Source organism: Flavobacterium solisilvae (assembly GCF_012911605.1).
Taxonomy (GTDB): Bacteria; Bacteroidota; Bacteroidia; order Flavobacteriales; family Flavobacteriaceae; genus Flavobacterium; species Flavobacterium solisilvae.
In genome coordinates this window covers 231,332-243,847 of the sequence record NZ_JAAMPT010000209.1, presented here as the reverse complement: position 1 = coordinate 243,847, position 12,516 = coordinate 231,332, and the positions used below count along the sequence as shown (strand labels likewise).

Sequence of the window (12,516 nt, the reverse complement as noted above, 5' to 3'; positions counted from 1 at the left end):
ATGAAAAAAATTACTTCGCTTTTAATTTTATTGATACTTCTTTCCTCTTGCGGCAAGCGTCAAACCCGAGACATGTTGACTTCAGGCGATTATGACGGTGCAATTCAAAACGCTGTTGAAGGGTTACGCGGAAACAAAGCAGCTAAAGGAAAACAAGATTATGTTTACATGCTCGAAGAAGCATTTGCTAAAGCTAAAGAACGTGATTTACGCAATATCAACATCTGGTTTAAAGATGCAAATCCGCAGAATTTAGAGAAAATCTACAATACTTACGTTCAACTAAACTCACGTCAGGAAAGCATTCGTCCATTATTACCTTTAAAGTTGTTAAAGGAAGGTCGAAATGCTATTTTTCCTTTTGACGACTATTCAGACCAAATTGTTAGCAGCAAAAGTGCTTTGGCAAAATACCTATACGACAATTCTAAAGCACTTTTGATAAACAAAGATAAAAACGTGCTTCGTCGTGCGTATGATGATTTAGTATATCTTAAAAACTTAAGTCCAGGATTTAAAGACACAGACAAACTAATTGAAGAAGCTCGTTTCAAAGGAACCGATTTCGTAAGCGTTTATACCAAAAACGAAACCAATATGGTCATTCCTGTTCGCCTTGAAAACGATTTGTTGGATTTCAGTACGCTTGGCTTAAATGATAAATGGACAGTGTATCACAGCAATCGTCAAAAAGGAATTGATTATGACTATGGGTTGGTGGTTAATTTCCGTCAAATCAATATTTCTCCTGAACAAGTAAAAGAGAAAGAACTACAAAAAGAAAAAGTTATAAAAGTTGGAGTTAAAAATCTATTAAATGCCAACGGACAAGTGGTTAGAGACAGTTTAGGAAACCCAATTAAGGTGGACGATATGCGAACCGTTCGTGCTACGGTTTACGAATTTGCCCAATTCAAAGCGTGTCAAGTAACCGCAAAAGTAGATTATATCGATTTTAGAAATAACCAATTACTACAAACCTTTCCTTTGGAAAGTGAATTCGTTTTCAATCACATGTATTCACGTTTAAAAGGTGATAAACGAGCTTGCGAACAAGAATACTATCCAAACTTTGACCGAAAAGCTATTCCATTTCCTAGCAATGAACAAATGGTTTACGACACAGGAAATGATTTAAAAAACAAACTCAAAGACATTATTACAAGGAATAAATTTAGAAGATAAAAACAAAAAACGCATTGAAATTCAATGCGTTTTTTTATTCTCTTAATTCAAATACTGTTCTAATTTTTTGGCATCAATACTTTCGTGAGAAGTATCAAAAATGGCTTTTCCATCTTTTATCACTATAATTTGTGGCGATTGATGAATAATACCAAAACGTTCTGCAATGGCATTAGAAATTTCACGATACACCAACAAATCCAAATAATACAAACTCATTTTATCATCGGGAATAGTAAACTCCTTCTGGAATTGGTTCCAAGCCATTCGGCTGATACTACATCGCGTACTGTGTTTAAAAATCACTATCGGTTTTTCAAACGACTCTGCTTCTACATCTTTTAATTGCTCTAAACTTTCCAGCTCATTCCAAAACACATCAGGCATTGACTGAGGCTTATTATTTCCAAATAACTTATCTAAAAAACTCATAATAGTCAGATTTTAAGACATTTTGTCTTTATTTTATGCAAATATAACTAAAAAAACAGCCATTTTGACTGCTTTATAACATTGGAACATAAATTGAATACAATATCAAAAAATCAATTTCAATTTCAAAAGTCAAATTCAAAAATTAATTACAACAATACAGTATACAATAACAACAAAACAAAAAAAATGAACATTAATAAATTCACAATCAAATCGCAAGAAGCGTTGCAACAAGCTCAACAACTTGCACAAGCTAATGAAAATCAACACATCGAGAACGAACACCTGTTCAAAGGAATTCTTGAAGTGGATGAAAATGTTACACCTTTTATTCTGAAAAAACTCAACGTCAATGTCGAGCTTTTCAAAAAGATTTTAGACAGCACCATTCAAAGTTTTCCAAAAGTGTCTGGTGGCGATATTATGCTTTCTCGTGAGGCTGGAACAACCGTAAACGAAGCTGAAATCATCGCTAAAAAAATGAACGACGAGTTCGTTTCTATCGAACATTTACTTTTAGCCATTTTCAAATCAAAAAGCAAAGTTGCTCAAATATTGAAAGACCAAGGCGTGACCGAAAAAGCACTACAAGCCGCCATTGACGAAATCCGTAAAGGCGAACGTGTAACCTCTGCCTCTGCCGAAGAAACTTATAATTCTTTGAATAAATATGCTAAAAACCTGAATGAATTAGCCAAAAGCGGTAAACTTGATCCGGTTATTGGCCGCGATGAAGAAATTCGTCGTGTGTTGCAAATCTTAACACGACGTACCAAAAACAATCCAATGTTGGTCGGCGAACCTGGCGTAGGTAAAACCGCTATTGCCGAAGGTTTAGCACACCGAATTGTTGACGGCGACGTTCCGGAAAATCTAAAAGACAAAATCGTGTATTCACTCGATATGGGAGCATTGATTGCCGGAGCCAAATACAAAGGAGAATTTGAAGAACGACTAAAAGCTGTCGTAAAAGAAGTAACTTCTGCCGAAGGCGATATCGTGCTTTTCATTGACGAAATCCACACATTGGTTGGTGCTGGCGGTGGCGAAGGCGCAATGGATGCCGCTAACATCTTAAAACCGGCATTGGCTCGTGGTGAACTGCGTGCTATTGGCGCAACGACTTTGGATGAATATCAAAAATATTTTGAAAAAGACAAAGCACTTGAAAGACGTTTCCAAAAAGTAATTGTTGATGAACCTGATACCGAAAGTGCCATTTCGATTTTGCGTGGTATCAAGGAAAAATATGAAACGCACCACAAAGTTAGAATTAAAGATGATGCCATTATAGCTTCTGTGGAATTATCACAACGTTATATTACCAATCGTTTTTTACCTGATAAAGCTATTGATTTGATGGACGAAGCGGCTTCTAAATTACGCATGGAAATTAATTCAAAACCCGAAGAGTTGGATGTTTTGGATAGAAAAATTATGCAATTGGAAATCGAAATTGAAGCTATTAAACGTGAAAATGACGAAACCAAATTGAAAGGTTTAGGTTTGGATTTAGCTAATTTGAAAGAAGAACGTAACGAAATTTTCACCAAATGGAAGTCAGAGAAAGATGTTGTTGATAACATTCAAAATGTGAAACAAGAAATCGAAGACTATAAAATAGAAGCCGAACGTGCAGAACGCGATGGTGATTATGGAAAAGTTGCTGAAATTCGTTATGGAAAAATCAAAGAAGCTCAAGAACGTCTTGATAACCTTCAAAAGCAATTGGCAGAAAATCAAGCCGGAAATTCATTGATTAAAGAAGAAGTAACTCGTGAAGACATTGCTGAAGTCGTTGCCAAATGGACAGGTGTTCCGGTAACCAAAATGCTTCAAGGCGAAAGAGAGAAACTTTTAAATTTGGAAGACGAGTTACACCAAAGAGTTGTTGGTCAAGAAGAAGCAATTCAGGCAATTAGTGACGCCGTTCGCAGAAGTCGTGCCGGTTTACAAGACATGAAAAAACCTATTGGTACGTTTCTTTTCCTTGGAACTACAGGAGTTGGTAAAACCGAATTAGCCAAAGCGTTAGCCGAATATTTATTTGACGATGAAAATGCAATGACTAGAATTGACATGAGCGAATACCAAGAACGTCATTCTGTAAGTCGATTGGTTGGTGCACCTCCGGGATATGTAGGCTATGACGAAGGCGGACAGTTGACCGAAGCCGTTCGTAGAAAACCTTATTCGGTTATCTTGCTTGATGAAATTGAAAAAGCCCATCCTGATACCTTCAACATCTTGCTCCAAGTACTAGACGAAGGACGATTGACGGACAACAAAGGTCGTTTGGCCGATTTTAAAAACACCATTGTCATCATGACCTCCAATATGGGAAGTCATATCATACAAGAAAAGTTTGAAAACCTCAATGGAAGTATCGAAGCCGCAACCGAAGCCGCAAAAGTAGAAGTATTAGGTTTATTAAAGCAAACGGTTCGTCCAGAGTTTATCAATAGAATTGACGAAATAGTAATGTTTACTCCATTAACCGCTGCCAATATCAAGCAGATTGTTGGCTTGCAATTAAAGAGCGTTATAAAAATGCTAGCACATCAAAACATTACTATGGATGCTACTCCGGAAGCTATCGATTATTTGGCACAAAAAGGCTATGATCCTGAGTTTGGTGCGCGCCCAGTAAAACGTGTTATTCAAAGAGAAGTTTTAAACCAGTTGAGTAAAGAAATATTATCTGGCAATATTAAAACCGAAAGCATTGTACTGCTAGACAGTTTTGATGGAAAACTGGTTTTTAGAAACCAATAACCTAAAACAATATGACTAGTCCTAAAAAACCGATTAATTAATGTAATCGGTTTTTTTTATTTAAAACTTAAAAAAAATGTCATAATTACCCGAAAATTTTAGTCTAAAAAATACTACCCTTCCAATAAATTCATTAAATTTGAGATAACGACAATTGAAAACTTAGCCTTATCATTAGAAATAAACTCTAAACAAGTATAAAATGCGTCAATCCAAAGTTAAAAATTATGCTAAATCAATAACCAATAAACCATTACTGAAATAAATATTGAAAGTAAAAAAATGTTACAGTTGAATATCTTGTTCGTTCTTACCAAACTTATTGTAATTGTATAAATATTAATCACTAAAATACATTTTACTAAAAATCAATCAGATAAATAATTTTCATTTCAAATTAATTACTTAAAATTTAATAATAAATAATAATTCAAAGATATTTTATATTAATTTTTCATGTAGAATAAATTCTACATAGGCATAAAAAATGTATTACAAAAAAAGAGACCGTTGTAGTGTATTTTTGTATAATATTTTGAAGCAATATCAATTATTTTTGTAGTCCAAAACTTTAATTTTTAACAAAAACCTACAAAAAACAATAGCTAACAAAAAATTTTAAGAAAAAAACAGCAAATATTCTTTCTACAAACATATAGGAATAGTTTAATACCGATAATTTTTATTTAATCAAAAACGTAGTCTAAGCCAAAAATAAGTAGCTCTAAATTAAACTCTATTGAAAACATTTTTTTTAAAAAATCTAAACTTTAAAAACCGTAAAAGAATTAATTATGGTTTAATCGCTTGTATAATTGCTCTACAGATTATTGCTATTATAGTTTGGTACAACGAAACTATTAATGAAGGAAAAGTGGAGCAAAATATTGAAAATACAAAATTTTCAAATCAAATTGCACAACAATCTAGTAATGTTACTTCAGCAATTATTGAATCCCAAAAACATTTTAATAATTATATTAAAACAAAAAACAAAGAATCGTTCGTCAATTATCTAAAATCCATCAGCGATACTAAATCGGCTATCGATCGATTGGAAATAGATACCAAAAAGAACGATGAATTCAACGTCATTTGGAACAAAAAACAAAATACCGAAAACAGTATTCTTAAAATCAATACTGCAATTGATTCTATCTTGAATTTCCAAACAAAATCTAATTTTAACGAATTAGAATCACCAATCATTTTCAATCCTTTCAAATACAATAAAATCCTAGACAGCGTAAAAACAAACACATTCATTTCTGTTGATAGTGTTGCCAAAAAAGGATTTATGGGAAGAATTGTAGCCGCATTTTCTGGAAAAGTTGAAGTTCAAAAAGAACATTCAAATACAGTAATAACCATGAAGTTTTTGGACAAAGTGCAAACAGGAACTGTTGAAGAACAAATGAAACGCCTTTTTCAAATAACCAATTATTATTATAAAAAAGAGTTTGAAAAACTTAATGCATCTTTCTTAGGATTAAAAGCAAAAGACATGCAATTGATGGATTACAACAACCAACTGTTGCTTTTAGCTCAAACTACTCTACCCAATTTTACTACTGCTGCAGATAAATTCAAATTTGATAATCAAGAAAACCTAAAACAACAATTAAAAACTAACAAAGCCATCAGAAGTTATGCTGTAATAGCTTTAATTTTATTGATGTTTATTATTTCGATACTGCTTTTTGGACTAACACAGCTTTCTTTTGAATATGAAAAAAGATTAACCGAAGCCAAAGAAAAAATAAGTCGAAATTTAAGCTTCAAAAACCGAATTATGGGAATGATTAGCCATGAAATTCGTTCTCCTTTAAGGATCATTTCACTTTATAGTAACAAAATTAGTCAGTCGATAAAAGATGAAGATATTAAAGAAAGTTTAAAATCGGTACAATTCACTACCAATTCATTGCTGTTATTATCCAATCAAATATTAGAATACTCAAAAGACGAAGAGAAAAAACTAACTGTAAAAAGCAAAAACTTTTACCTAAAATCTGAAATTGAACAAATTTTATTTGCAATGAAATCATTGGTTGAAAGCCATGATAACAAACTAAACCTAAAAACAAACATGGAAAGCAACGAAGAGGTTTATTCTGATGTTGCCAAAATTCACCAACTTTTCTATAACATTATAGGAAACGCAAATAAATTTACCAATAAAGGCACAATAGAAGTAAATATCAATCAAACATTACTATCTGATTTCGAGCTAAAACTTGACGTAATCATTAGAGACAATGGAATTGGTATAGACAAAGAAGATTTAGTTAAAATCTTTGATGCCTATTATCAAGGAGAAACGTCATCAACCCAACTTCTTGGCGTTGGTTTAGGACTTAACTTATGCAAAGAAATAGTCGAATTGTTAGAAGGAGAAATTTCTATTGACAGTCAAAAAAATCAAGGCACAAAAGTAGATTTTCATTTAATTCTGCCTCGAACCTAAAACCAATTATCAAACAATTATTTTATGAAACCTAATCAACAGTACAGTTTTTTAATTGCTGACGATCATAGTATCGTTAGACAAGGTGTTTCATTACTTATCAAGGAACTATTTTTCAATGTCAAAATCTTTCACGCTGGAAGCTTTAAAGAAACTTTAAAAATTGCATCCGAAAACAAAATTGATTTACTAATTCTTGACATCAATTTTCCCGACGGAAATAGTTTAAGCATCATGACGGAAGCAAAAGCAATGCAACCTGATATGAAGATTCTAATTTTCTCCGCATTGGATGAAGATATCTATGCCTTGCGTTATTTGAATGCTGGAGCTTCAGGATATTTAAACAAAGGAAGTAACGAAGACGAAATGAAACAAGCACTAAAAAGCATGATGGTTACGGGAAAATACATTACTCAAAATATTAAAGACAGAATTTTAGATTCCTACATTTCAAAAAAACCAATAAATCCGCTCGAACAATTATCAAACCGCGAAGTTGAAGTAGCTCGATTATTGATAAAAGGTTTTGGAAATTTAGAAATAGCCGAAATGCTTAATATCAAAAAATCTACTGTTAGCACCTTTAAAAACCGAATATTTGAAAAATTAGAAATAGATAATCTAGCCGATTTAATTGATTTCTTCAATCTTTACAGCTAATGCCTACAAAGCAACCACAAAGGTTGCTTTTTTTTATAGAAATAATTCTACATGAAGTAATTATAATTCTACAACATCTTACATTTATGTTCCTTATTTTTGGTGTTCATAATTTGTGGTAATCCCAAAATCCTATTGTTCTTCAAGTTGTTGAACAGCAAGATGACAATAGGTTTTTTGCGGATTTTATTTCAGACGAAATTTAGTTACAATTATTACTACTTAAAAGAATACTATTTTCAATGAAATCCTTGAGAAAAAAAACAATAACTATTTTAAGCTACATTACTATTATTGGCTGGGTTATAGCCTATTTTAATTATAAGAAAAAGAACAAATCTTCTTTAATTAAATTTCATTTAGAACAATCATTAGGCTTGGGTATCCTATCAATTATAACCAATTTAGTAATCATTTTAATTGAACTTTTTTTTAACTATCCGATAAGCTTGGCTATTGTGTTAAACAATATGTTACTCTTTATTTTATGGATAGCCGGAATTACTAGTGCATTGTATGGTGTAAGACTTCCTCTTCCAATCATAGGTTCATTGTTTGAAGATAAATTCCGTTTTATTGAATAAAAAAACTCTAAGTTTCCTTAGAGTTTCTTTTACTATTTTATAATAGCTTCCTGAATAATTTTTTGAATATCTTCTCGAATGTTTTCTTTAGAAAGTTTGTTTGAAGCATTGCTATCTGGAAACGTTCTGTTAGAAAGGAAAACATACACAATTTCAGTTTCTGGATCAGCCCAAGCCATTGTTCCAGTGAAACCAGTGTGTCCAAAACTAGATTTAGAAACACATCCACAGGTTGGTCCTGATTTTTCTAACTGAGGTTTATCAAATCCAAGTCCGCGACGATTTCCTTCAGCACAATAATAACAAGTGTTAAAAGCGTCAAATGTTTCGGGAGAAAAATAAGTTATTCCACCATAATTTCCTTTTTGAAGAAAAAGTTGCATCATTTTGGCAACATCCATTGCATTTGAAAAAATTCCAGCATGACCGCCAATTCCGCCTTCCATTGCGGCTTCCATATCGTGAACGTAACCTTGTAAAAACGTGTTACGGAAATAGGTATCCACTTCGGTTGGAGCAATTTTACCACAATCAAACTTCAACAACGGATTGTACATTGTATTATTCATTCCAAGTGTTTTGTAGAAGTTTTTATACGTTAGTTCATCCAAAGATTTTCCGCTAGTTTTCTCCAAATATTTCTTTAAAATAATAAAAGTAAAATCGCTGTATTTGTATTCTTTTTTATCGATTAAATTACTTTCCACTATTTTTTTCATAATAGTATCTTGATAATCGTCTCTAATGTATAAATTTTCCGCTACTTGTTTTGTAAATCCTTCGGTATAGGTTTTTCTATAATATTTTTCTAAAGGTTGATTTTTAGCATCCAAAGTTGTTTTGTAAAACGGTATCCAAGCTTGTAATCTTCCATAATGCGACAACAGTTCTTTAAAAGTAATTTCGCTTTTATTGGATTTTCTAAATTGATGAACCATGTCGCCCAAAGTAGTTTCTAAAGTCACTTTTCCTTTATCAAATTGCTGCATAACATTAGGCAATGTAGCAATCATTTTAGTCAACGAAGCAACATCATACAAATCATCATTATTCACTTTGGTTTGCTTGTCATAAGTTTGATATCCAAACGATTTTTGATAGACAACTTTCCCTTTTCGAGCGACTAAAACTTGCATTCCTGGTGCCATTTTTCCATCAATCGCTTTTTGAGCAATTTTATCAATTTGAGCTAATTTTTCCGAACTCATTCCAACATTTTCTGGGAAAGAAAATCCAAGACGATTGATTTTTGAAGTCTCTAAACCATCTTCTACTTTGAAAAAATTGTTGATAGAAACAGGTAATTTCCCTTTTGCGCTTAAAGCTCCAAAAATAATTTGTGCCGAAATTTCCTGAGAAACATCGTTATTTTGATAGGAAACAATTACGTTTTCAATTTCATCAAAATTGGTAATCTGAAGCAATGAATAAGGTCGTGTGAAAACATCCAAAATTACTTTGTTTTGTTTTGCTATTTCTTGTATCCAAAGCAATTCGGTTTCGGTAAAATCATGTTTTTTCCATGCTCTATCTGATTTATGAAAACCAATAATTACTTTGTCATAACCTTTTAATTGCTTCTTTAAACTATCAATATTAGTATCTGAAACTTCGGTTACTTCGGTATATTTTTTTAAAGTATTTACAAAAGTTGTATTCGTATCATCGCCCATTTTTACATAGGCAATTTTTTGGTCAAGCTTTTCAATTGGAACAATTTCGTGTTCATTCTTTAAAACCGTAACGATATTTTCATATAATTCATATTGCAATGCATCTTTAGAAACTGTATTCAAATCTTTAGATAAATTAGCTAAATCAATTGGTTTATAATTATTTAAACCTGCTTTAAATTTATATCGTAAAATCTTTTTAACCGAATAAGCCAATCGTTCTTCTGAAAGCAAACTATCTTGATATGCCATGCAAATTTTCTCCACCGCAACGGGAACATTTTCGGCAAAAAGCAATACGTCATTTCCAGCCAATAATGCTTCTAAATCTATTTCACCTGGCTTTTTGAAGTTACTTGCGGCTTTCATATTCAAGGCATCGGTAAAAATCAATCCATCGAAACCCATTTCTTGTTTCAACAAATTGGTAATAACATTATAAGACAACGAACTTGGATGTCCATCACGGAATTCAATACTTGGAACATTCAAATGAGCAACCATTACTGAAACCAATCCTTCGTCAATCATTCGTTTATATGGATACAATTCGACTTTGTCCAAATGCTCTTTGGTAGCAGTTACAACTGGCAAAGTATAATGTGAATCGGTTGCTGTATCGCCATGACCAGGAAAATGTTTTCCAGTAGAAAACACACCTTGACTTTGAACACCTTGCATCAAAGCAATAGCTTTTTCGGTAACATTTACTTTATTTTCTCCGAAAGAACGGAAACCAATAATTGGATTTTTAGGATTAGTATTGATGTCTAAAACTGGCGCAAAATTGAAATGGATTCCCATTCGCTTTGATTCTTTAGCCATGTTCTCACCTACTTTTTCAATCAATTTTAAATCTTGAATTGCACCCAAAGTCATGTTAAACGGATAACGATAAGTAGAATCTAATCGCATGGACAAACCCCATTCGGCATCAATCCCAATAAATAATGGAACTTTGGCTTTGGCTTGATAACGATTAGTTAACTTGGCTTGACGATTTGGTCCACCTTGAAAAAAGATTAATCCGCCAACTTTGTATTCGCTTACTAGTTTTTCAACTTCGGCAATATGCGCAGCATCTTTGTTAGAATAAGCGGCAACCATAAAAAGTTGCCCTACTTTTTCTTCAAAAGATAGTTGATTGTAAATACTATCAACCCATCGAGTTTCAGCATCAGTATCAGGAAAAAAGTTCTTTCTTTCTGATTTTAAATGTGGTATATAAATTTCTTCCTCTTCAGCAATAGCAGCATTTCCAAGCGTTACAGATTTTGTTGCATGAGGTGTTTTTTTGGTTGACGAACAATTCGTTACCAAAAATAGCAAAGCCAAGAACAAACTTATTCTAAACCAAAAAATCTTCATGAAAAAAATATTAAAAGAAACGACTATGCCAACTTTCTCCTGCTGGAACTTCCCAGTTTTCGTTGAACTCTTCGATAGTATTGACCAAATTATTAAAAACAATCGTATTGGCTGTAACGGCTTTTTCTTTTGCCATTCGTTTGAAATCTATTAATGATTTATGAGCAATATGTTCACCATTTTTGAACGTAACATTCATTTTATCAAGCAAATCGACATTGTATTTTTGCTCTAAACCTTGAATAAAAGCTACTGAACTATCAATAGAACAACCAGTTGCTTGTTGTACTTCTTGATTAACGGCAAGTATTATAAATCGATTGTATTTTAATAAATAAGAAGCTTCAAGACTTGTTCCGTGTGCTGCCCAATTTTCTATAAACGATTTTAAATCATTCTCGATTTCGGCTATTTCTTCATCAGAAAATTTGCGATTGGATTGGTAAATCCAAATTCTTGATTCTTCGGGTAAATTATCAAATGGGATAAACATATTATATTAAATTTTAGATATTAGATATTAAACTTCAGATATCGAAATATTTAATATTTAATATTTTATATTAGACTTATAAATCCTGTGCATTTGCAATAAGTTCAGCAATATCCATAACCTTCACATCAGCTTCTTTTTCCTTGGCTTTAACACCATCGGTCATCATCGTGTTGCAAAACGGACAACCTGCAGCAATGATTTCGGGTTTTACATCTAATGCATCTTCGGTTCTTTCGATGTTTACTTCTTTGTTTCCAGGTTCAGCATCTTTGAACATTTGCGCACCGCCAGCACCACAACATAAACCATTAGCTTTTGAACGTTTCATTTCTACTAATTCGGCATCCAATTTTTGAATTAAATCTCTTGGTGCTTCATAAATATTATTTGCTCTTCCTAAATAGCAAGGATCGTGAAACGTAATTCGTTTTCCTTTAAATTGTCCACCTTCAATGGTCAATCTTCCGGTATCTAAAAGTGATTTCAAAAACTCAGTGTGATGAATTACTTCATATTTTCCACCCAATTCTGGATATTCATTTTTCAGAGTATTAAAACAATGCGGACAAGCGGTAACGATTTTTTTGGCTTCATAAGCGTTCAAAACCTCAATGTTCATCATCGCTTGCATTTGGAACAGAAATTCATTTCCTGCTCTTTTAGCTGGATCACCTGTACAGCTTTCTTCGGTTCCAAGAACAGCAAATTCAACATTGGCACGATTTAAAATCTTAACAAATGCTTTGGTAATTTTTTTTGCTCTATCGTCAAAACTTCCTGCACATCCAACCCAAAATAACACTTCAGGTTGCTTTCCTTGCGCTAACATTTCTGCCATTGTTGGCACGTTTATTACTTCTGACATCTTTT

9 protein-coding genes are annotated in these 12,516 nt (G+C 32.6%); 5 read left to right on the top strand and 4 right to left on the bottom strand.

What is annotated here, in order from left to right; translation table 11 throughout:
• Nucleotides 1–1,185, top strand: coding sequence for a hypothetical protein (locus tag G6042_RS13440; RefSeq protein ID WP_169524957.1), 1,185 nt, complete (start codon nucleotides 1–3; stop codon nucleotides 1,183–1,185).
• Between the two features lie 42 nt (nucleotides 1,186–1,227).
• Here the strand turns inward: G6042_RS13440 and ytxJ are convergent, their stop codons facing one another.
• A complete protein-coding gene (ytxJ, locus tag G6042_RS13435; RefSeq protein WP_169524956.1) occupies nucleotides 1,228–1,617 on the bottom strand; it encodes a bacillithiol system redox-active protein YtxJ in 390 nt (129 codons plus the stop codon).
• Between the two features lie 189 nt (nucleotides 1,618–1,806).
• On the opposite strand from ytxJ, the gene clpB reads away from it, so the two are divergent.
• From clpB to G6042_RS13415, 4 genes are all read left to right on the top strand, one after another.
• On the top strand, nucleotides 1,807–4,395 hold the full coding sequence (gene clpB, locus G6042_RS13430; RefSeq protein WP_169524955.1) for an ATP-dependent chaperone ClpB: 2,589 nt from the start codon (nucleotides 1,807–1,809) through the stop codon (nucleotides 4,393–4,395).
• A gap of 739 nt (nucleotides 4,396–5,134) precedes the next feature.
• Nucleotides 5,135–6,862, top strand: coding sequence for a sensor histidine kinase (locus G6042_RS13425; protein WP_169524954.1), 1,728 nt, complete (start codon nucleotides 5,135–5,137; stop codon nucleotides 6,860–6,862).
• A gap of 24 nt (nucleotides 6,863–6,886) precedes the next feature.
• Nucleotides 6,887–7,525, top strand: coding sequence for a response regulator transcription factor (locus G6042_RS13420; RefSeq protein WP_169524953.1), 639 nt, complete (start codon nucleotides 6,887–6,889; stop codon nucleotides 7,523–7,525).
• A gap of 242 nt (nucleotides 7,526–7,767) precedes the next feature.
• Nucleotides 7,768–8,109 carry a DUF4870 domain-containing protein gene (locus G6042_RS13415; protein ID WP_211161691.1) on the top strand — a complete coding sequence of 114 codons (342 nt, stop codon included), beginning with the start codon at nucleotides 7,768–7,770 and terminating at the stop codon, nucleotides 8,107–8,109.
• Nucleotides 8,110–8,141: 32 nt separating this feature from the next.
• Here G6042_RS13415 and G6042_RS13410 read toward each other — a convergent pair whose 3' ends face one another.
• From G6042_RS13410 to G6042_RS13400, 3 genes are all read right to left on the bottom strand, one after another.
• Nucleotides 8,142–11,150 (bottom strand): glycoside hydrolase family 3 N-terminal domain-containing protein, encoded by a 3,009-nt coding sequence (locus G6042_RS13410; protein WP_169524952.1) that lies wholly within the window; start codon nucleotides 11,148–11,150, stop codon nucleotides 8,142–8,144.
• A 10-nt stretch (nucleotides 11,151–11,160) separates the two neighbouring features.
• On the bottom strand, nucleotides 11,161–11,643 hold the full coding sequence (locus G6042_RS13405) for an ABC transporter ATPase (protein WP_169524951.1): 483 nt from the start codon (nucleotides 11,641–11,643) through the stop codon (nucleotides 11,161–11,163).
• A gap of 76 nt (nucleotides 11,644–11,719) precedes the next feature.
• Complete coding sequence (locus G6042_RS13400) at nucleotides 11,720–12,511, bottom strand: (Fe-S)-binding protein (protein WP_169524950.1); 792 nt, start codon at nucleotides 12,509–12,511, stop codon at nucleotides 11,720–11,722.
• Between the last annotated feature and the right edge of the window lie 5 nt (nucleotides 12,512–12,516).

Bases quoted from the DNA above. Each gene is read 5' to 3' on its own strand.
- G6042_RS13405 (WP_169524951.1), bottom strand. From the start codon at position 11,643: ATGTTTATCCCATTTGATAATTTACCCGAAGAATCAAGAATTTGGATT.
- G6042_RS13440 (WP_169524957.1), top strand. From the start codon at position 1: ATGAAAAAAATTACTTCGCTTTTAATTTTATTGATACTTCTTTCCTCT.
- G6042_RS13415 (WP_211161691.1), top strand. From the start codon at position 7,768: ATGAAATCCTTGAGAAAAAAAACAATAACTATTTTAAGCTACATTACT.
- G6042_RS13410 (WP_169524952.1), bottom strand. From the start codon at position 11,150: ATGAAGATTTTTTGGTTTAGAATAAGTTTGTTCTTGGCTTTGCTATTT.
- G6042_RS13420 (WP_169524953.1), top strand. From the start codon at position 6,887: ATGAAACCTAATCAACAGTACAGTTTTTTAATTGCTGACGATCATAGT.
- ytxJ (WP_169524956.1), bottom strand. From the start codon at position 1,617: ATGAGTTTTTTAGATAAGTTATTTGGAAATAATAAGCCTCAGTCAATG.
- G6042_RS13400 (WP_169524950.1), bottom strand. From the start codon at position 12,511: ATGTCAGAAGTAATAAACGTGCCAACAATGGCAGAAATGTTAGCGCAA.
- clpB (WP_169524955.1), top strand. From the start codon at position 1,807: ATGAACATTAATAAATTCACAATCAAATCGCAAGAAGCGTTGCAACAA.